Genomic DNA, 20,327 nt, shown 5'->3' with positions numbered 1-20,327 from the left:
TAACAAATCGATGCTTCGTGCGCCCAAACGTGGCGCATTATAGTGATTAAGCACCCCAGCAGCAACCTTCGTGCTAGCACCAAAGGTAAAAACTGACTAGTAAATTTGTTGTAAATTTACTGATCGATTTATCGATAACTGCAAGTAGTGTTTCAGATTGGAGTTCATAACTAGATATTGGGAAAGGGCACCTTGGCGACAGGTGCCGACACGACGCGTAAAAAACTGAATTTATTTAATATGCCCGAGAATTCCATCCAATTCGTCAAGCGAGTTATAGCTAATCACCAGCTTACCTTTGCCTTTGGCACCATGTTGGATCTCTACTCCCGCACCCAAAGTGTCTGAAAGCTGATCTTGCAATCGGCGAATATCGGCCGATACCACTACTTCCGGTTTTACTTTGTCAGGGTTTTTCCCCTCCTGATGCAAACGTACCAACGCTTCCGTCTGCCGTACCGATAAACCTTTAGCCACAATTTGGCGTGCAATAGCTCGTTGGGTTTCATCATCAAGTGTCAGCAGTGCACGCGCATGGCCCATTTCCAGGTCGCCATGTTCAAGCAGGGTTTTGACCTCTTCACTCAACGCAATCAGACGTAACAAGTTGGTGATGGTGGTGCGCGATTTACCCACCGCTTGCGCAACTTCCGCGTGGGTCAATTCAAACTCATCTTGCAAACGTTTCAGCGCAACCGCTTCTTCGATCGGATTGAGATTTTCGCGCTGGATGTTTTCGATCAACGCCATCGCAATCGCGGCTTCATCGGGCACATCGCGAATTACCGCAGGGATTTTATCCAAACCGGCGATCTGGGTCGCACGCCAGCGACGCTCACCGGCGATAATTTCGTAGCGACCTTCACCAATCGGACGCACCACAATCGGCTGCATCACACCCTGGGCTTTAATTGATTCCGCCAACTCTTCCAGAGCTTCGGTGTGCATATCGCGGCGCGGTTGATATTTACCGCGCTGAATTAATTCAACCGGTAAATGGGCAAGTTTGCCGTCGCGGTAATCGAGTTTGCTATCCACATCGGCAGGATCAAGTGGCATTTCCGGCGCGGGTGAGGTAACACCCAAACCTGCACTCAAAAGTGCATCCAAACCTTTTCCTAATCCTTTGCGTTTAGTCGACATCTGCTTTCGCCTTGTTAAAAATTTTATTAAATAGTTTCTGCGGCAGCAGCCGTTTTTTCGCTACTTTCATTGCGCCGCAAAATTTCACCCGCCAATGCCAAATACGCAATTGCGCCTTTGGACTGACGATCAAACGCCAATACTGGCATACCAAAACTGGGCGCCTCCGCCAAACGCACATTGCGTGGAATGCAAGTGCGATACAAACGATCGCCAAAATGCTGCTGCAACTGCGCCGATACATCGTTGGTCAAACTATTGCGCGGATCATACATGGTGCGCAGCAAACCTTCGATTTTTAAATTCGGGTTGAGCAGTTTTTGAATTTGATTGATGGTGCCCACCAGCGCGGACAAACCTTCCAGCGCATAGTATTCACATTGCATGGCAATAATGACGCCGTCGCAGGCGGTCAAGGCGTTGAGGGTAAGCATATTGAGCGAAGGCGGGCAGTCGATCAGTATGTAATCAAATTGTTCACGCACCTGGTTCAATGCATTTTGCAAACGGCGCTCTTTGTTGTCGAGCGCTAACATTTCTACTTCGGCCGCCGTTAAATCGCCGTTGGCAGGTAACACCTGATACTTACCGCTCTCGGATAAAACCAAACAGTTATTAATCGACTCGCGCTCGGTCAGTACATCGTAAATGGATAATTCCACTTCGTTTTTATTGACACCACTGCCCATAGTGGCATTGCCCTGTGGGTCGAGATCCACCAGCAAGACACGCTTTTTGGTTGCTACCAGTGATGCAGCTAAATTCACACAGGTGGTCGTTTTACCAACTCCACCTTTTTGATTGGCAATGGCGTATATCTTGGTCAAGTGAAAATCCTATAACCACAGCGTGGTTGGCAATTTTTATTGTTGCGGCTGCAATACTAACAAATGGCGTTCGCCATCTGTTTCAGCAACCAACAGTTTGACACTTTCGATTAATGCAATTTTATCGGCGATGGGCGCCAACTCATCTTGTGGAAACAGGCCTTTCATCGCCAAAAAAAATCCCTTATCGACTAGCAAGTGTGTGCAACCATCGGTCATATCTTGCAAACTGGCAAAGGCGCGACTAATCACCACATCGAATTTTTGCTCGGGTTTAAATTCTTCCACGCGGCGATTTTCCACACTGACATTGCTTAAACCAAGCAAGGTTTTTACATGGAATAAAAAGCGGGTTTTTTTACCATTGCTATCGAGCAGGGTAAATTGTTGTTCCGGAAACATAATCGCCAATGGAATTCCCGGCAGGCCGCCACCGGTGCCAACATCAATTACCCGCGCAGCGGAAAATTTTTTATTGGCGGTAAACCAAGGCACCACACTTAAACTATCCAACAAATGACGCGCCACCATTTGACGAATATCGCGCACCGCTGAAAGATTATAGGCTTTGTTCCACTTTTCAAATTCGCGTACGTAGGCCAACAATTTTTCAATTTGTGTTTCGTTGAGCGCCACCGACATTTCAGTAGCACCGCGCAACAATTGCGCGCGTAATTCAGCGTTTAAATCAGTCACTCGTCACTCTTTAAAAAATTTGTTTTGTAGGATTGATGGAGCGCAAGCAATACCCATCAATTTTTAGAAATTAAGACGCCTGTTGTTCAGGTGCATCTTCTTGCAGGCGTTTTAACACACCGCGTTTTTTCAAATAAATCAGCACTAATGAAATCGCTGCCGGGGTAATACCGGAAATGCGCGCCGCGCGCGCCAGGGTTTGCGGCCGCGCAGCGGTCAATTTTTGTTTGACCTCGTTGGATAAACCATCAACCACCGAATAATCAAAGTCATCCGGGATAATGGTATTTTCATAGGCACGCAAACGATCCACATCTTCTTGCTGACGTTCGATATAGCCGGAATATTTTGCCTCAATCTCAACTTGTTCGGCCGCCGCTTCATTGGCGATAGCTTCACCCTTGAGTGAGGCGATATCGCTGTAGCTCAATTCCGGGCGACGCAGCAAATCCATCAAACTGTATTCGCGCGTGAGTTTGGTCTGGATTTTTTGTTCCACTTGTTCTGCTTCTGCAGAACCGGCTTGAATCCAGGTGGAACGCAAACGCTCTTGTTCAAGTGCAATCTGCTCGCGCTTATCGCAGAAAATTTTCCACTGGGCATCGCTGATCAAACCAAATTCGCGTGCTTTTTCGGTGAGGCGCAAATCGGCATTGTCTTCACGTAGCAATAACCGATATTCGGCGCGGCTGGTAAACATGCGGTAGGGTTCTTTGGTGCCAAGTGTGATCAAGTCGTCAACCAATACACCTACATAAGCTTGATCGCGAGTTGGACACCAGGCTGCTTTTTCTTGCGCGCGCAGCGCAGCGTTTATTCCGGCGAGTAGACCTTGCGCACCCGCTTCTTCGTAACCGGTGGTGCCGTTGATCTGGCCAGCGAAAAATAAACCGCCGATCACTTTGGTTTCCAGACTGTGCTGCAAATCTTGCGGATTGAAATAATCGTATTCAATCGCGTAACCCGGACGCAGGATATGTGCGTTCTCAAAACCTTTCATCGAGCGCACGATTTCCAACTGCACATCAAACGGCAAGCTGGTGGAAATTCCATTTGGATAAAGCTCGTGGGTAGTCAAACCTTCTGGCTCGATAAATACCTGGTGTGAATCCTTATCCGCGAAGCGGTGAATTTTATCTTCGATCGACGGGCAGTAGCGCGGGCCGATGCCTTCAATCACACCCGAATACATGGGTGAGCGATCGAGGTTGCGACGAATCACATCGTGGGTTTTTTCATTGGTGTGGGTTATGTAACAACAAATTTGGCGCGGTTGCATGGCGCGGCTGCCCATCACCGACATCACCGGACGCGGCTCATCACCATACTGTTTTTCCAGCACAGCCAAATCGACGGTACGCGCATCAACACGCGGCGGCGTACCGGTTTTTAAACGATCAACGCGCAGCGGCAATTCACGCAGGCGTTTTGAAAGTGCAATCGACGGCGGATCACCCGCGCGGCCACCAGAATAATTTTGCATACCTATGTGGATCAAACCACCAAGGAATGTACCAGCAGTCAAGACAACTTGATTGGCCATAAATTTCAGGCCCATCTGCGTAACCACACCGCGCACTTGATCGTTTTCCACAATCAGGTCGTCAGCGGCTTGTTGGAAAATCCAGAGGTTTTCTTGATTTTCCAGGGTTTCACGGATCGCCGCTTTGTAGAGGATGCGGTCGGCCTGGGCACGGGTCGCGCGCACGGCAGGGCCTTTGCGCGCATTCAATACACGGAATTGGATGCCGCCTTTGTCTGTTGCGAGTGCCATAGCACCGCCCATGGCATCGATTTCTTTTACCAGATGGCTTTTGCCAATCCCGCCAATGGCCGGGTTACAAGACATTTGGCCGAGGGTTTCGATGTTGTGCGACAGCAGCAAAGTCTTACAGCCCATACGCGCGGAAGCTAAGCAAGCCTCAGTACCGGCATGGCCGCCGCCAATCACAATCACATCAAAACGATCCGGGAAAATCATCGCTTACTACCTTGCAGCCGGGCTGCGTACTAATACCTTAGACAGGCGAGGGACAAAAGGGGCGACATTATAGGGCTTGTCAGCGGTTTGCACAAAACTTGTACAGGGATTAATCAATGCTTTTTTAGCCCCACGTTAGTTGAAGAGAAAATTTGGAGTTTCCTCTAAGACAGGGATGTGGAAGACAAGCCCCCATGGACGCTTCGCCTGTAGGAAAAAGTCCGGCGTGTCTCAGAGAAAACTCTGAACTTCATCCGAACAGATACTTATTCAAAAAAACAGCTCGCGTTACAACAAAGGAAAATATTTTATGAAATGAATATATGTATTGTTATTTAGGTATTTAAAAGATGTAGTTATATATGTAGCGCTATATTTCTGTGGATAAGGCAAAATAGTTATTGTTTTTCAATAGGTTAATTGAATGATAAGGGACTGGAAAAACATCGCGCAAGCTGGTCTTAAGCTGCTCGAAAGCTGGATATAAAAGCCTTGGTTATACAGTCATCCGGAAAATTACCACTTATCCCCAAAAACCTGCCCAGCTTTTGTCGCCATGACTCACAGGTTTGTACACACAGGCTTGTTTGAGTAATCGAAATAGTATTAAAAACAAACATTTAGACGATAAAACTCGATTCAACTGTGGATAAGCTGTGTAAGCGTGTGGAAAAACATGATGATAAGCTTGAATAAAGGTGTCTTTTACTGGAAGGTTTGCGGTCTTTAGTCAGTTTTTATTATTGTTGCACCAGTGATCCCGGTATCGGCTTTTAAGGTACAAGTCAGGACAATATCCCAAACCTATCACCGATGCGGAGCAGCCATGTTTGGTTTTTTGAAGCCCAATCCACTCAAGACCCTTAGGAAGCAATATCTGGTTTTATTGGAGGCAGCTATGCAAGCCCAGCGCAATGGCGATATACGTCGCTACTCTGAATTAACAGAAGAGGCGGAAGCTGTAGCAGTAAAAATAGAATTGCTGGAGAAAGAGGCGCTTAATTCAAGCGCCTCTTGAGAAGGGGGATAGAGGGTGATGAGTTATTTGCCGATACAAAAACTGCTGAAAATGCGCCCCAAGAGGTCATCAGGGGTAAATTCACCAGTGATTTCTCCCAGCGCATTTTGTGCCTGACGCAGATCTTCCGCGAGCAGTTCACCGGCAGCGTAGCCTTGTAATTGGGCTTTGCCCGAGGCGAGGAAATTCTCAGCGCGCGCCAAAGCATCTAAATGACGGCGGCGGGCAGTAAAACCACTTTCGCCGCTGTCGCTAAAACCCATAATATTTTTCAAATGGTGTTTCAGTGAATCTACACCTGCACCCGTGGCAGCGCTAATACCTATATAAGTAGCAGCATCAGTTTCAAATAAGCCAGCGGTTTCACCACTCAAATCAATTTTGTTGCGCACCAGGGTGATTTTGCTCGGATCTGGCAGTTGATCGACAAATTCCGGCCAGATCTGATGGGGATTGGTCAGCGTGGTTTCACGGCTGTCGATCAATAACAGGACTCGATCGGCCTGTTGGATTTCTTGCCAGGCGCGCTGGATGCCTATTTGTTCGACCTCATCCGGACTTTCGCGCAAGCCTGCAGTGTCGATGATATGCAGTGGCATACCATCAATATGGATATGCTCGCGCAGCACATCGCGGGTGGTGCCTTCAATACTGGTGACAATTGCGGATTCACGTCCGCTAAGCGCATTGAGCAGGCTGGATTTACCCGCGTTGGGGCGACCGGCGATAACCACACGCATACCATCGCGCACTAACGCACCTTGTTTTGCCTCTTTAAATACACTGGCTAATTTGCCAATGATGCCATCCAGATCCCGTGCCACCTTGCCATCGCTTAAAAAGTCGATTTCTTCTTCGGGGAAGTCGATTGAAGCCTCCACGTAAATCCGCAAGTGAATCAGTGCTTCCACCAACTCGTTGATGCGTTTGGAGAAGACGCCTTGCAGTGAGTGCAGGGCGTTGCGCGCCGCCTGTTCAGTAGTGGCGTCGATTAAATCGGCAATAGCTTCGGCTTGTGCGAGGTCGAGTTTGTCATTTAAAAAGGCGCGTTCGGAAAACTCTCCGGGGCGGGCGAGGCGGATACCCAACTGGGTGATTTCGCGCAGCAGTAAATCCAGAATTACCGGGCCGCCGTGACCCTGAAGTTCAAGTACATCTTCACCGGTAAAGGAGTTGGGGCCGGGGAAAAATAACGCTATGCCCTGATCGAGTACCTCACCTTGGTGGCTGGTGAAATCGCAATAATGGGCGTGGCGCGGCTGGAGCGAAACAGTGAGAAGTTGTTCAGCGACTTGTTTGGCTTTTGGGCCGGAGACGCGGACTATGCCGACACCACCACGGCCAGTGGCGGTAGCTATGGCGGCGATGGTGTCGGAAATGATCATAGTGCGGCTTACTTGTGAGAAGGTTCTGCGTCGATTTGTTTGGTGATGATGTACTGCTGCAAAATCGACAGGCTATTGTTAGTTACCCAGTAAAGTACGAGACCGGCCGGGAACCAGAGGAACATAAAAGTGAATACCAACGGCAGCATTTGCATAATGCGCGCCTGCATAGGGTCAGTCGGTTGCGGATTGAGCTTCTGCATAAAATACATGGTGATACCGTAAATAATCGGCAACACAAAGTAAGGGTCTTTAACCGACAGATCGAGAATCCAGCCGAAGAAAGGCGAGTGACGCAACTCAACCGATTCCATCAATACGTAGTAAAGCGCAAGGAATACCGGCATTTGAATCAGCAGCGGCAGACAGCCACCAAAAGGATTTACCTTTTCGGTTTTGTACATTTTCATCATTTCTTGCGAGAACTTCTGGCGGTCATCGCCATAGCGCTCTTTCATTTCTGCCATTTTCGGCGCTAACTTACGCATTTTCGCCATAGATTTATAGCTGGTTGCGGAAAGTTTGAAGAACAGCAGTTTGACACAGAGAGTCAGGCCGATAATTGCCAAGCCCCAGTTACCTACCAGGTTGTGGATAAACTTCAACACCCAAAACAGCGGTTTTGCTACCCACCACAGCCAGCCGTAGTCTACGGTCAGGTCGAGGTAAGGGGAGATTTGCTCCAAACGTTCAGTATCTTTGGGACCGGCATAGAAGTTGGCACTGATAACACCTTGGCTACCTGGTGCGACTTCGTTAACTTTGCCGGTGAAACCCATCAAATAAAGATCGGTATTACCCAATTTACGCAAATGGTAGCTATTGGTACTGGTGGCATCCGGAATCCACGCGCTGACAAAATAATGTTGCACCATAGCGACCCAACCACCTTGAACACTGACCTTCTCTTCTTTTTCGGTCATATCGTCAAAGGTGACTTTTTTGTATTTCTCATCGGCAGTGGTGATAGCCGCGCCCAGGTAGGGGTTCATTTCCAGCGCGCTGACTTTGACAAAGTTTTGACTGTCGCGCTTGATTTGACCGTAGAGCTGGGCTGACCAGGTATTGGTGCTTTGGTTATCGATCAGATAATCCACTTTGATCAAATAATCACCGCGGGTAAAGGTAAAGCGCTTGGTGATTTTTACCTCGCCTTGTTGTAACACCAAATCAACTTGTAGTTGATCTTGCCCTTCTGCCAGTTGGTATTCTTGCTGTTCAGAGCTAAACAGTGGGCGACCTTGGGCAGTATCGGTACCGTTCAGGCCGATCAAACCGCTTTGTGCCAGATAGGTATGGTTGTCACGATTGTCGAGCAGGACAAAAGGTTGGTCCGGTTTATCCAGTTTCAAAAAATGGCGTGGCAGGGCTAGTTGTGTGATATCGCCACCCAAGGGGTTAATCACCAGATCAAAGCTGTCGGTTTTTACGCTGATGAGTTTCGCTGTCGCCAACTCAACTTTTTTAGCCTCACTCACATCACCTGCAGCGACAGGGATTTCGCTGGTCGCTGAAGGTACGGCACCTGTTGGTGTCGCCGCAGGAGAAGAATTTTGTGATGCAACTGCTACCGGTGCAGGAAGCTGTTCCTGGAATTCGTTCCAGCGGATAACCAACATCAATAAAGTAGCGAGAATTGCCGCTATTAATAGGTTTTTTTGCCAATCCATCTTAATGACTGCCATCAGTAGTGTGTGAATGGGTAGAAGAACAACAGGTTTTGTTAACCACGGGCACCGGATCCAGGCCGCCTGCATGCCAGGGGTGGCATTTTAGTAGGCGACGCAGGGTTAGATAAGTCCCTGTTAAAAATCCGTGCTTGATTATTGCCTCTTCCGAGTAATGGGAGCAGCTCGGGTAAAACCGGCATTGATTACCGATCCAGGGGCTAAGCAAGTAGCGATAGCCGTGGAGTAACTTCACGGCTATGTATACCAGACCCTGATTTAGCTTAGTGATCAACCGTTTTAACATCTGCGTTTACCTGCTGTGGCTCCACCTTTGTTGCCGGTGAAGTTTGCGTTTGCGATGTTAACCGATGATGGCGCATTTTTTTGAAAATTCGCTGCCATTGTTGATTAAGTTGTTGGGTAAATTCGCTATTCGACAATTTATCCAAGCCATTGCGCGACAGCACTATCATATCCACACCAACAAACGCCTGTTGTTGCAGGCGAAAGTTTTCACGTACCAAGCGCTTGATGCGATTGCGTTCCACTGCATGGCGAATATGTTTTTTCGCCATCACCAAGCCGAGCCGGGCGTTGGGTAGCTGGTTGAAACGGGCAAGAATCAGAAAATTCTGGTGGGAGGCACGCAGCGGGGCATTATCAAAAACGGGTTTAAAATCAGCGGCGCAAAGTAAACGAAGGGATTTACCAAAACAGAAATTGTCTCGGGAGTGATTCGAGCTAGCAGGCTGTTGAAATTCTATTTCGGCTGGCATATATGCGCTAAAAATAGTCTAGGAATGACCGTCATCGACTACTTTTATCCCACATCTGCCAATAACGAATTTCAACAAACTGCTAGTGAACCAAAAAGCGGCGTAATTAAACGCGAGTCAGCTCAGCACGGCCTTTGGCGCGACGACGAGCTAAAACAGCACGACCACTTTTAGTAGCCATACGAGCACGGAAACCGTGATTGCGAACACGCTTCAGATTGCTGGGTTGGAAAGTTCTTTTCATGATAAACCTGTTAAAAATCCTGAGTTAATTCACACGGTGTGCGAAAAGAGGCGGGATTCTAATGAAAGCCAATCGCTAAAGCAAATAATTTTGTGCAAATAATCTACAAAAGCCACCAATTCTTCTTATATACACCTTGTACCTCGTTGTCCTCATTTTATTCATGGTTTGTGCACAGGTTTATCCACAGTTTTTGTGGTTTTAAAGGATTTTAAATGATTTCCCCTCGCTTTCTTATTGTTGTGTAACTGGTTGAATTTTAATGGCTAAGTTTCAATCTATTGAATTTATTTTGGCTTTTACTGTGGATAACTTCAGGGGGCGAGAGTAGACTTGCTACCCCTTGTATAAATTGTTCGCCAGCCGTTTCATTTATCACTTGGGTTTGTCATTGTTCAGCGGGTTTCCCCTGTGGAAGCTTCTGGCCGTCTTGTTGCCGTTTACCTCTCTTTTAATAATCAACTAACGCTTGTCGCGTTTCGGGAGTTTTTGTTTTGCTGCAGTCGATTTGGAAACTATGTGCCGCCAGCTTGCAGGATGAGTTGCCATCGCAGCAATTCAATACCTGGATTCGGCCACTGCAGATTGATGAATCAGCAGCACCTTCCGAGTTGCGCTTGTTAGCGCCCAATCGTTTTATTTGCGATTGGGTGGCAGATAAATTTCTTAACCGTATTCGCGAGCTGGCCGGGCACTATCATCAGGACGCCAATCTACAAGTAGCGGTTGGTGTTGCTCCGCGTCCTGCCGCCGGATTTCAGGCGCCACCCGTGGCGAGCAATCGTTTTGAGCGCCAGACTCCAGCCGCCGCGTCTGCGGCATTTGTCACCCAAGGGTCATCGGTGACTGATAATTTATCTTTTGTTCCGGCTAATGATGAACCTCGAGCAGTTTCTACCTATTCATCTTCGCCAAAATCTGCAAACTTTGTTGCTAAAAGTAGTGATTATGAAGTTAACGCGGCGGCTGTTGTCGAAGAGCCGCAAGTTGATATTCCCAGCCGCGATACCCCCGGCCGCGCTGCAGCCGATATAGAGGTAGAGGGTGGGCTTAAACACAGTAATTATTTAAATGCCGGTTCGACTTTTGCGACTTTTGTGGAAGGCAAGTCCAACCAGTTGGGTCTAGCCGCCGCACGACAAGTGGCAGAAAACCCAGGCGGCGCTTACAACCCTTTGTTTATTTATGGTGGTGTGGGCTTGGGGAAAACTCACTTGATGCAAGCCGTGGGCAATGCCATGGTTGCCAAGAACCCCAACGCTAAAGTGGTTTACCTGCATTCCGAACGTTTTGTGGCTGATATGGTTAAAGCGCTGCAACTGAATGCGATCAATGATTTCAAACGCTACTATCGTTCCATGGATGCACTCTTAATTGACGACATCCAATTTTTCGCTGGTAAAGAGCGTTCACAAGAAGAATTCTTTCACACCTTTAATTCATTGCTCGAAGGTGGTCGTCAGATTATCCTCACCTGTGACCGCTTCCCCAAAGAAATTAATGGTCTTGAGGAGCGGCTCAAGTCGCGCTTCGGTTGGGGTTTAACCGTGGCGGTTGAGCCGCCGGAGTTGGAAACCCGGGTTGCGATTTTGATGAAAAAAGCGGAGCAGGTGAATATTGACCTGCCGCACGAAGCAGCCTTCTTTATCGCCCAACGCATTCGCGCCAATGTCCGTGATTTGGAAGGTGCACTCAAGCGGGTGATTGCCAGCGCCAATTTTACCGGTCGGGCAATTGATGTTGAGCTGGTGCGTGAAGCCCTGAAAGATTTATTAGCCTTGCAGGATAAACAAGTCGGTATCGACAATATCCAGCGGGTTGTATGTGAATACTACAAAATCAAAATGAACGATATGATTTCCAAGCGTCGCAGTCGTTCAGTGGCGCGTCCGCGTCAGGTGGCTATGGCTTTGGCGAAAGAGTTGACCAACCACAGTTTGCCGGAAATAGGCGAAGCCTTTGGTGGTCGCGACCATACAACTGTTTTGCATGCTTGTCGAAAAATTAAAGAATTGCAGGAAGAGACAGCAGATATCCGCGAGGATATGAAAAACTTGTTACGCTCTCTAACTACCTGATTTTATTGTTAATAGATAATTACATTCTTTGTTGCACACTGAGATAAAACCTAAATAAGTCCCGGAAGATTACCAAAGAGACCATCACATGAAATTTGCCGTATCTCGCGAAGCCTTGCTGAAACCCTTACAACTGGTAGCTGGTGTGGTGGAGCGTCGTCAAACGCTGCCGGTATTGTCGAACGTATTGATTCAATTAAATGGCGATCAATTGTCGTTGACCGGTACGGATTTGGAAGTGGAAATTGTAGGCCGCATCACCCTCGAGCAAGCAGGCCAATCCGGTGAGATCACCGTACCGGCGCGCAAGCTAGTAGATATTTGTCGTTCCTTGCCGGATGGCAGCAATATCGAATTTACCCTGGAAGATAACCGTATTCTGGTGAAATCCGGCCGTAGCCGTTTCACCTTGTCGACCTTGCCAGCTGGTGATTTCCCGAATGTGGAAGATGCCCCCGGTAATCTGCGTTTCAGTTGTGCACAACAAGAAGTAAAACGCTTGATCGAACGCACCGCCTTTGCCATGGCCCAGCAAGATGTTCGCTACTACTTGAATGGTATGTTGTGGGAAGTGCGTCAGGATCAACTGCGTGTTGTCGCCACCGATGGTCACCGTATGGCTATGTGTACACGTGCAGTAGCGGTTAATGCCAATGAAGTTGTGCAGGCTATTTTGCCGCGCAAAGGCGTACTGGAATTATCCCGCTTGCTCGATGACTCTTCTGCCCAAGTTGAAGTCGTACTCAGTGCCAATCATATCCGTGTGACCTCGATGGACTATACCTTCACCTCTAAACTGGTGGATGGCAAATTCCCCGAATATGAGCGCGTATTACCGCGCGGTGGTAATAAAGTGGTGATAGGTTCGCGCCTGGAGTTGAAACAAGCCTTTGCTCGCACCGCGATTTTATCCAACGAAAAGTACCGTGGTGTGCGTTTGCTATTGTCTGATGGCAGCTTGACCATAGTCGCCAATAACCCCGAGCAGGAAGAAGCAGAAGAGCAAGTGACTGTGGATTACACCGGTGATTCTCTGGAAGTAGGCTTCAATGTGAGCTACTTGCAAGATGTGACCAATGTGATCAGTAACGAAAATGTGAAAATTACTCTGTCGGATGCTAACTCCAGTGCATTGCTGGAAGAGCCGGAAAACAGCGACTCTCTCTATGTTGTTATGCCAATGCGCCTCTAAGAGAGGCCATTGGTATAAGCCATTCCTGCCGGTCATATGACCCTCAAACGTCTTTTTATTCAAAACCTGCGCAATCTTGAAGGGGTTGATATCCTTCCCTCGGCGCAGGTGAATCTCATCTTTGGTGAAAACGGCTCGGGTAAAACTAGTATTCTGGAAGCTATAAACCTCTTGGCTTTAGGTCGATCTTTCCGTAGCCATAAACACAAACCCCTAATCCGCCATCAACAACAAGCCTTTACCGTGTTTGGTCGTGTGCATACCGATGACCATTCAGAGGTACCCATTGGTATTACCCGCTCAATGGATGGCGAAGCCAGCTTCAAAGCCAATGGAGCGATTGTTTCCTCTGCAGCTGACCTTGCGGCTTATCTGCCTGTTCAAGTTATTAATTCCGATACTTTTTTATTATTGGAAGGCAGCCCCAAGGTTCGTCGACAGTTTATCGATTGGTTGGTGTTCCACGTGGAACCTCAATTCTATCCCGCATGGAAGGCTATTCAACGTTGCCTCAAACACCGCAATAGCCTGTTGCGGCGTGATAGAATAGACCGCTTTGAATTAGCCAGTTGGGATCAGGAATTAGTCATTCTCACTGAAAAAATACATGAGTTACGTACTGCCTGCATGGCGGAGTTTGAATCTAACCTTTCCGAGCTGCTGCATGAGTTTGTTAAGGTGGAGGGCATCAAGCTCAGTTATTATCGCGGCTGGGATAAAGAGCGAGACTATAGCGATATACTCGCCGAGGGTTTTGAACGGGATCAGCGTCTGGGGTATACCCAGATGGGAAGCCACAGGGCAGATTTAAAAATAACGGTGAATGGTCAAGACGCAGCTGAATTGCTATCTCGTGGCCAACAAAAGTTACTGGTCTGTGCATTAAAGATCGCCCAAGGTTATGTGTTTAGCCGTATGACAGGGCGTAAGTCTATTTATCTCGTGGATGATTTACCGGCTGAGTTGGATGAAAAACATCGCAAACTGTTGGTGCATTGGCTTCATGCGATGCAAACCCAGATTTTTATCACTGGTGTTGAACAGGAAGCACTTTTATCCAGTTGGCGTGATATAGAAAACCTAATCCCTAAAATGTTCCACGTGGAACAGGGAAGGGTAAAAGAAATCAGTGAAGTTCTGGTTTCTGGATTGAATGAATAAGTCATCAGCCTGTTGCTGATCGCTACTGAACAAAAAAGCGGAGAAATGCTATGTCAGAAGAGAATGTTTACGACTCGTCCAGTATTAAGGTCCTCAAGGGCCTGGATGCGGTGCGTAAGCGCCCAGGGATGTACATTGGTGACACTGATGATGGTTCAGGCTTGCATCATATGGTGTTTGAAGTCGTGGATAACTCTATCGATGAGGCGCTTGCCGGTCACTGTGATGAAGTACGTGTCATTATTCACCCTGACGAAACTGTCTCTGTCTCTGACAATGGTCGCGGTATCCCTACCGAAATGCATGAAGAGGGTGTCTCTGCTGCCGAAGTAATTATGACCGTGCTCCATGCGGGCGGTAAATTTGACGACAACACCTATAAGGTTTCTGGTGGTTTGCATGGTGTGGGCGTATCGGTAGTTAACGCTCTCTCTGAATGGTTAAAGCTGACTATTCGCCGTGGCGGTAAAATCCATGAGCAGATTTATCGCCATGGTGTACCCGATGAAGCATTGAAAGTAGTAGGTGATTCAGCGACTACTGGTACTGAAATTCACTTTAAACCTTCCGCTGAAACTTTTACCAATATCGAATTCCACTTTGAATTGCTGGCCAAACGCCTGCGCGAACTCTCGTTCCTGAACTCCGGTGTGCGCATTGTGCTGAAAGACGAGCGCAGCGGTAAGGAAGAGGTATATCAATACGAAGGTGGTTTGCGTGCGTTTGTAGACCATCTGAATAAGAACAAAACCACCATTAATAAGATGGTGCACTTCGTTTCACTTAAACGTGACGATGGTATTGGCGTAGAAGTGGCGCTGCAGTGGAACGATTCTTTCCAGGAAAACCTGTTCTGCTACACCAATAATATCCCGCAACGTGATGGTGGTACTCACTTGGCGGGTTTCCGTGCGGCGCTTACCCGTGGTTTGAATACCTATATCGAGAAAGAAGGCATCGCCAAAAACGCTAAAGTGGCCACTACCGGTGACGATGCTCGTGAAGGCCTGACTGCGATTATCTCGGTAAAAGTGCCTGATCCTAAATTTTCCAGCCAAACCAAAGACAAACTCGTGTCCTCCGAGGTGAAAACCGCCGTAGAACAGGAAATGAACGAACACTTTGGCGCTTACTTGTTGGAAAACCCGCAAGAAGCCAAAGCCATTGTGGGCAAGATGATTGATGCTGCGCGCGCCCGTGAAGCCGCGCGAAAAGCCCGTGAAATGACCCGCCGTAAAGGTGCATTGGATATCGCTGGCTTGCCCGGCAAGCTGGCCGATTGCCAGGAAAAAGACCCGGCGTTATCTGAACTCTACCTGGTAGAGGGTGATTCTGCGGGCGGCTCTGCCAAACAAGGCCGTGCGCGTAAAACCCAGGCGATTCTGCCGCTTAAGGGCAAAATCCTCAACGTGGAAAAAGCCCGTTTCGACAAGATGTTATCGAGTGCCGAAGTCGGCACCCTGATTACTGCACTCGGTTGCGGTATTGGTAAAGAGGATTACAACCCGGAAAAACTGCGTTACCACAGCATCATTATCATGACGGATGCTGACGTGGACGGTTCCCACATCCGCACCTTATTGTTGACCTTCTTCTTCCGCCAAATGCGCGAGCTGATTGAACGCGGTCATATCTACATCGCCCAGCCACCGCTGTACAAAATCGCCAAAGGCAAACAGGAGCAATACCTGAAAGACGAAGCGGCTATGACAGAATTCCTCACCCAGGCGGCGCTGGAAGATGCAAGTCTCCACGTCAACCCCAGTGCCCCACCCATTGCCGGTGAAGCGCTGGAGAAGCTGGTGTATGAATACCGCAAGGTGATGGCGACTATTGATCGCTTGTCGCGCCTGTATCCTGCCGATGTGCTGGAAAAGATGATCTACTTACCGGCAGTCCGCCCTGAGCACCTGGCAGATCAAGGCCATATGCAACAATGGTGTGACCAGATGGCTGCGCATTTCAGTATCGACGCCCGTGCCGGTAGTCAGCGCTATATCATCACTGTGCGTGAAGATACCGAGCGCCATCTATTTATGCCGCAGGTAGAGATCACCGCTCATGGTATTGCCACACCTTACCCCTTCACTCATGATTTCTTCGCCTCGGGTGAGTACGCTTCAATCGTGTCTTTGGGTGAAAAACTGGAAAACCTGATCGAAGAGGGTGCCTACATCCAGCGCGGCGAGCGTAAGCAACCGTTGTTCAAGTTTGCGGAAGGCCTGGAATGGTTGATGAAAGAATCGCGCAAAGGCTACAACATCCAGCGCTATAAAGGCTTGGGTGAAATGAACCCGGAGCAATTGTGGGAAACCACCATGAATCCGGAAACTCGTCGTATGCTGCGTGTAACGATTCAGGACGCTATTGCTGCCGACCAGATCTTCACCTGTTTAATGGGTGATAACGTGGAACCACGCCGTGAGTTTATCGAAACCAACGCATTGGCTGTGGCTAATCTGGATATTTAATTTATACTATAATAGTATTTAAATTAAGGTTTCCCGAAGCCGAATTCGCAAGGATTCGGCTTTTCTTATTAAAAAATGAAATAAGAAAACTTCCATAATCCCAAAAATGAATTTCAAGCTGGTCTACAATAATACAGAAGTCGTAATAACAGCGATCCACCCTTGAATTAACTGCTTAGTGAGACGGATTTAACGATGACAGAAGTAAAGACACCTAAGGTACTGCTAACGCAAATTGAAGATGCTCTGGAAGAACGTCAGAGCCATGATCGTCGCCAACAGCATAAAGGCATCCCGCAGGACATCCCCAGGGATCGCCGCCAGGGCGACCGCCGTGCGCATAAAAAACATGGCTAAAACGAATTAAAAAAGGGGCTAATTAGCCCCTTTTTTATTGCGGGTACGCAGCCAATAGCTGTTGCCGGTTTATCCCTAATTTTTTCAAGCGCGAGGCAAGGGTAGTGGGTTTGATACCCAGTAATTGCGCCGCACCATCCACGCCATAAATTTTCCCGCCTGTGCGCACTAACGCATCCAGCGTTGCCTGGTATTGCATCTGGCGACAATCCTGTTCGGTCAGTGTCTCGCTCGCTAATTGAAGTGGCAGTTGGCTGGCTTGTTGGTATTGCGGGAGGTCATCCAGTACTAATTTATCGCCCTGGCTGAGAATTACCTGCCGTTCGATGCGGTTTTCCAACTCGCGGATATTACCTGGCCAGTGGTAGGCCTGCAGGCGTTGGATTTGGGCGAGGGAAATTTTAAGCGCTGTTTTGTGAAACCGCTGGCAGGTGGCCTGTAAAAAATGCGCAACCAGCAGTGGTATATCTTCCAGCCGCTCGCGCAGCGGTGCCGAGCGGATGGGAAAAACATTCAGGCGAAAATACAAATCCTCGCGGAATAAACCCTGTTCAACACGCTGTTTTAAATCACGATTGGTGGCCGTTATTACCCGCACATCCACCTTGCGGGTGATAGATTCGCCCACCCGTTCAAATTCTCCATCCTGCAATACGCGCAATAATTTTCCCTGTAACGCCAGTGGTAATTCGCCGACTTCATCGAGAAAGAGGGTGCCGCCATCGGCAACTTCAAAGCGGCCCATGCGTGCGCTCACGGCGCCGGAAAATGCACCGCGCACATGGCCAAAAAATTCGCTCTCAAACAGTTCCGGAGGAATAGCCGCACAATTCACGCGAATCAACGGGCGCTGGTTGCGTTCACTGGCGCGGTGAATAGCGCGTGCGATCAATTCCTTGCCCGTGCCTGACTCACCGGTAATCAATACCGTGGCTACCGTGGGCGCGACCAATTGAATTTGGTGATTAATCTGCTGCACAGCATGGCTTTTACCCACAATATGATGGGAGCTGAAACTCTCACTGATTTCCTGTTGCAGATAGGCATTTTCAAGTTCCAGTTTGTGTTTGAGCTGTTCAACCTGTTCCAGTGCCAGACGTAATTCTTCCATGGTGGAGTGCAATTTTTCCTGCGCGCTTTTACGCTCCGATACGTCACGAAAAATAACCACCGCTCCCACCCGTTTACCCTGATCAAAAATCGGGGTACTGGTGTACTCCACCGGCACCGGGTGGCCATCGCGACACCAAAACACTTCATCATCCACACGGCGCACCGTACCATCGTGAAACGCCGCAAAAATCGGGCAGTCCTGAACGCAATAATCCGAGCCGTCGTTATGGCTGTGATGAATCGCCAAATGAATATTGTTACCAATCAGTTCCTCCGCCTTCCAGCCTAGAATCCGCTCCGCCGCCGGGTTGACGAAGGTGGCGCGCCCTTCAGCGTCCACACCATAAATACCTTCACCCGCCGCATTCAGGATCAGTTGGTTCTGCTGTTCAAATTGTTGGAATACCTGGGTAATTGCCGACATAGCAGTAGTGGATTGATGCTGCGCGACGGAGTGATGGACTGGGCAGGGCAGGTTGCTCACAGAGGATCCCCTTGCTGGATGCGGTAGGTGGTGGTTGAGTGAATACACACCAGCTAATACAACGAAAAATCGTGCCAAGCTGAACGAAATTTCGTGAGTCACGATTTTTCGTTGTTATCGTTTCCCGTAATAATAAAAAATCCCCTTAAAAATCAGTCAATTACGAAAAATTAAGAGGTTGGCACGGGGCTCGCAATAAGCCTTGTAGCTAGTCAACGCAAGTTCCGGATTTTTCATTGATTCAGCGCGTCGCCAAGTGTTGGTGCGTGCATGCATACAAAGGGGGCGTTATGAGCGATAAAAGTTTGGGTGATGCATACAGCAGCGAAACCTCATTGATTCACCAGCGTGGTTGCCATTGCGATACCTGTCGCCTGGGGGCAGATAACCGTGCCTATTCACAGGCTTTGGAACAACAGGCAGAGCAATACGCCCGGGTGGATTCAATATCGGCGGATGGGGATTTAGGTTCCAGCGAAGCGGTGATGGATCGTGTTATTGAAAACGCCATAGTGCGCGCGGTGTTTAATCAGGACGATCACGGCCGCCGTCGTTTTATTCGTGCGGTAGGTGGCGGCACCCTCGCCGCCGCGCTCTCCTCGGTACTGCCCATGGCGGCGATTAAAGCGGCGGCGCAAGAAGCGGGCGGTCCGCTGGAAAAGAAAAAACTCAACGTCGGTTTTGTCCCTATCACCTGTGCCACCCCGATTATCATGGCGCAGCCCATGGGTTTTTATGCCAAACACGGCTTGGAGGTGGAGGTCATTAAAACTGCGGGCTGGGCCGTGGCGCGCGATAAATCCCTCGCCGGTGAATACGATGCCTCGCATATGTTGACGCCCATGCCACTGGCGATGAGTTTAGGTATCGGCTCAACCGCCAAAAATTTCATTATGCCGGCGGTGGAAAATATCAATGGCCAGGCGATTGTGTTGCATGTAGACCATAAGGATAAACGCGACCCCAAGCAGTGGAAGGGGTTTAAATTTGGCGTGCCTTTTGAATTTTCCATGCACAATTTTTTGCTGCGTTATTACCTCGCCGAACACGGCCTTGACCCGGATCAGGATGTGCAGATCCGCGTAGTGCCGCCGCCGGAAATGGTCGCGAACTTGCGCGCCGGTAACCTCGATGGCTACCTCTCGCCCGACCCTTTTAACCAGCGGGCGGTATGGGAAAAAGTCGGTTTTATCCACACCCTCACCAAAGATATTTGGGATGGCCACCCCTGTTGCGCTTTTGCCTGCAGCCAGGAATTTGCGCTGACCAATCCCAACACCTATGGCGCGCTGCTCAAGTCGATTGTGGAAGCGACCCATTATTCTTCCAAGGCAGAAAATCGCAAGGAAATTGCCGCCGCGATTGCCCCCGCCAATTATCTCAACCAACCCGTGCAAGTTATTGAACAGGTGCTGCTGGGCCGCTACGCCGATGGTTTGGGTGAGGTGAAAAATGTGCCCGACCGCATCGACTTTGATCCTTTCCCCTGGCACTCCATGGCGGTATGGATTCTCAGCCAAATGAAGCGCTGGGGATATATCAAAGGCGCAGTGGACTACCAGACCATCGCGGGTCAGGTTTATCTCGCAACCGATTGTGAAAAGGTGATGAAAGAACTGGGTTATGCCGTTCCCACCAGCACCAACAAAAACTATTTCATCATGGGCAAAGAGTTCGATTACACCAAGCCGGATGAATACATCAATAGTTTTCCAATTCGCAGGGGTTAAA

Annotated in this window: 17 protein-coding genes; 7 read left to right on the top strand and 10 right to left on the bottom strand. The window is 48.8% G+C overall.

Going from position 1 to position 20,327, the window contains the following annotated elements; genetic code table 11:
- Window positions 1-231: 231 nt before the first annotated feature.
- From D0B88_RS03890 to mnmG, 4 genes are all read right to left on the bottom strand, one after another.
- Window positions 232-1,143 (bottom strand): ParB/RepB/Spo0J family partition protein, encoded by a 912-nt coding sequence (locus D0B88_RS03890; protein ID WP_007639077.1) that lies wholly within the window; start codon window positions 1,141-1,143, stop codon window positions 232-234.
- Window positions 1,144-1,169: 26 nt separating this feature from the next.
- Window positions 1,170-1,970 (bottom strand): ParA family protein, encoded by an 801-nt coding sequence (locus tag D0B88_RS03885; RefSeq protein ID WP_007639078.1) that lies wholly within the window; start codon window positions 1,968-1,970, stop codon window positions 1,170-1,172.
- Window positions 1,971-2,006: 36 nt separating this feature from the next.
- Complete coding sequence (gene rsmG, locus D0B88_RS03880; protein WP_151055249.1) at window positions 2,007-2,666, bottom strand: 16S rRNA (guanine(527)-N(7))-methyltransferase RsmG; 660 nt, start codon at window positions 2,664-2,666, stop codon at window positions 2,007-2,009.
- Between the two features lie 70 nt (window positions 2,667-2,736).
- Window positions 2,737-4,647 (bottom strand): tRNA uridine-5-carboxymethylaminomethyl(34) synthesis enzyme MnmG, encoded by a 1,911-nt coding sequence (gene mnmG / locus D0B88_RS03875; protein WP_151055246.1) that lies wholly within the window; start codon window positions 4,645-4,647, stop codon window positions 2,737-2,739.
- Between the two features lie 826 nt (window positions 4,648-5,473).
- Between mnmG and D0B88_RS03870 the strand changes: the two genes are divergently transcribed.
- Window positions 5,474-5,665 (top strand): DUF6435 family protein, encoded by a 192-nt coding sequence (locus tag D0B88_RS03870; protein WP_040391055.1) that lies wholly within the window; start codon window positions 5,474-5,476, stop codon window positions 5,663-5,665.
- A gap of 23 nt (window positions 5,666-5,688) precedes the next feature.
- Here the strand turns inward: D0B88_RS03870 and mnmE are convergent, their stop codons facing one another.
- From mnmE to rpmH, 5 genes are all read right to left on the bottom strand, one after another.
- Window positions 5,689-7,050, bottom strand: a complete 1,362-nt coding sequence (mnmE, locus tag D0B88_RS03865; RefSeq protein WP_151055243.1) for a tRNA uridine-5-carboxymethylaminomethyl(34) synthesis GTPase MnmE — start codon at window positions 7,048-7,050, stop codon at window positions 5,689-5,691.
- A gap of 8 nt (window positions 7,051-7,058) precedes the next feature.
- The gene (gene yidC / locus D0B88_RS03860; RefSeq protein ID WP_151055241.1) at window positions 7,059-8,720 is read right to left on the bottom strand and encodes a membrane protein insertase YidC; all 1,662 of its coding nucleotides are present in this window, start codon (window positions 8,718-8,720) and stop codon (window positions 7,059-7,061) included.
- A 1-nt stretch (window position 8,721) separates the two neighbouring features.
- Window positions 8,722-9,024: a membrane protein insertion efficiency factor YidD gene (gene yidD / locus D0B88_RS03855; protein WP_331354405.1), complete on the bottom strand. Its 303-nt coding sequence runs from the start codon at window positions 9,022-9,024 to the stop codon at window positions 8,722-8,724.
- Window positions 9,002-9,496 (bottom strand): ribonuclease P protein component, encoded by a 495-nt coding sequence (gene rnpA / locus D0B88_RS03850; RefSeq protein ID WP_151055238.1) that lies wholly within the window; start codon window positions 9,494-9,496, stop codon window positions 9,002-9,004. Before rnpA ends, yidD begins: the two co-directional genes overlap by 23 nt.
- A 106-nt stretch (window positions 9,497-9,602) precedes the next feature.
- The gene (rpmH, locus tag D0B88_RS03845; RefSeq protein WP_081489620.1) at window positions 9,603-9,740 is read right to left on the bottom strand and encodes a 50S ribosomal protein L34; all 138 of its coding nucleotides are present in this window, start codon (window positions 9,738-9,740) and stop codon (window positions 9,603-9,605) included.
- Between the two features lie 494 nt (window positions 9,741-10,234).
- On the opposite strand from rpmH, the gene dnaA reads away from it, so the two are divergent.
- The 5 genes from dnaA to D0B88_RS18980 all read left to right on the top strand — a co-directional run bounded on the left by dnaA (window position 10,235) and on the right by D0B88_RS18980 (window position 16,999).
- On the top strand, window positions 10,235-11,818 hold the full coding sequence (gene dnaA / locus D0B88_RS03840) for a chromosomal replication initiator protein DnaA (protein WP_151055235.1): 1,584 nt from the start codon (window positions 10,235-10,237) through the stop codon (window positions 11,816-11,818).
- An 88-nt stretch (window positions 11,819-11,906) separates the two neighbouring features.
- Window positions 11,907-13,010 (top strand): DNA polymerase III subunit beta, encoded by a 1,104-nt coding sequence (gene dnaN, locus D0B88_RS03835; RefSeq protein WP_007639106.1) that lies wholly within the window; start codon window positions 11,907-11,909, stop codon window positions 13,008-13,010.
- Window positions 13,011-13,046: 36 nt separating this feature from the next.
- Window positions 13,047-14,171, top strand: coding sequence for a DNA replication/repair protein RecF (recF, locus tag D0B88_RS03830; protein ID WP_151055232.1), 1,125 nt, complete (start codon window positions 13,047-13,049; stop codon window positions 14,169-14,171).
- A gap of 50 nt (window positions 14,172-14,221) precedes the next feature.
- Window positions 14,222-16,642, top strand: coding sequence for a DNA topoisomerase (ATP-hydrolyzing) subunit B (gene gyrB, locus D0B88_RS03825; RefSeq protein ID WP_151055229.1), 2,421 nt, complete (start codon window positions 14,222-14,224; stop codon window positions 16,640-16,642).
- Window positions 16,643-16,837: 195 nt separating this feature from the next.
- Complete coding sequence (locus D0B88_RS18980) at window positions 16,838-16,999, top strand: hypothetical protein (protein WP_007639109.1); 162 nt, start codon at window positions 16,838-16,840, stop codon at window positions 16,997-16,999.
- 34 nt (window positions 17,000-17,033) lie between these two features.
- Here the strand turns inward: D0B88_RS18980 and D0B88_RS03820 are convergent, their stop codons facing one another.
- Window positions 17,034-18,596: a sigma-54-dependent Fis family transcriptional regulator gene (locus D0B88_RS03820; protein ID WP_151055226.1), complete on the bottom strand. Its 1,563-nt coding sequence runs from the start codon at window positions 18,594-18,596 to the stop codon at window positions 17,034-17,036.
- Between the two features lie 290 nt (window positions 18,597-18,886).
- Here D0B88_RS03820 and D0B88_RS03815 point away from each other — a divergent pair, with 290 nt between their 5' ends.
- Complete coding sequence (locus tag D0B88_RS03815; protein ID WP_151055223.1) at window positions 18,887-20,326, top strand: CmpA/NrtA family ABC transporter substrate-binding protein; 1,440 nt, start codon at window positions 18,887-18,889, stop codon at window positions 20,324-20,326.
- Window position 20,327: the final 1 nt, after the last annotated feature.

The organism is Cellvibrio sp. KY-YJ-3, from assembly GCF_008806955.1.
Taxonomy (GTDB): Bacteria; Pseudomonadota; Gammaproteobacteria; order Pseudomonadales; family Cellvibrionaceae; genus Cellvibrio.
This window is presented reverse-complemented; position numbering and strand designations above follow the sequence as displayed.

What these genes read in the sequence shown, in the direction of transcription:
- D0B88_RS03890 (WP_007639077.1), bottom strand. Translation starts at nt 1,143, where the DNA reads ATGTCGACTAAACGCAAAGGATTAGGAAAAGGTTTGGATGCACTTTTG.
- mnmG (WP_151055246.1), bottom strand. Translation starts at nt 4,647, where the DNA reads ATGATTTTCCCGGATCGTTTTGATGTGATTGTGATTGGCGGCGGCCAT.
- D0B88_RS03870 (WP_040391055.1), top strand. Translation starts at nt 5,474, where the DNA reads ATGTTTGGTTTTTTGAAGCCCAATCCACTCAAGACCCTTAGGAAGCAA.
- mnmE (WP_151055243.1), bottom strand. Translation starts at nt 7,050, where the DNA reads ATGATCATTTCCGACACCATCGCCGCCATAGCTACCGCCACTGGCCGT.
- yidC (WP_151055241.1), bottom strand. Translation starts at nt 8,720, where the DNA reads ATGGATTGGCAAAAAAACCTATTAATAGCGGCAATTCTCGCTACTTTA.
- yidD (WP_331354405.1), bottom strand. Translation starts at nt 9,024, where the DNA reads ATGTTAAAACGGTTGATCACTAAGCTAAATCAGGGTCTGGTATACATA.
- rnpA (WP_151055238.1), bottom strand. Translation starts at nt 9,496, where the DNA reads ATGCCAGCCGAAATAGAATTTCAACAGCCTGCTAGCTCGAATCACTCC.
- rpmH (WP_081489620.1), bottom strand. Translation starts at nt 9,740, where the DNA reads ATGAAAAGAACTTTCCAACCCAGCAATCTGAAGCGTGTTCGCAATCAC.
- dnaN (WP_007639106.1), top strand. Translation starts at nt 11,907, where the DNA reads ATGAAATTTGCCGTATCTCGCGAAGCCTTGCTGAAACCCTTACAACTG.
- recF (WP_151055232.1), top strand. Translation starts at nt 13,047, where the DNA reads ATGACCCTCAAACGTCTTTTTATTCAAAACCTGCGCAATCTTGAAGGG.
- gyrB (WP_151055229.1), top strand. Translation starts at nt 14,222, where the DNA reads ATGTCAGAAGAGAATGTTTACGACTCGTCCAGTATTAAGGTCCTCAAG.
- D0B88_RS18980 (WP_007639109.1), top strand. Translation starts at nt 16,838, where the DNA reads ATGACAGAAGTAAAGACACCTAAGGTACTGCTAACGCAAATTGAAGAT.
- D0B88_RS03815 (WP_151055223.1), top strand. Translation starts at nt 18,887, where the DNA reads ATGAGCGATAAAAGTTTGGGTGATGCATACAGCAGCGAAACCTCATTG.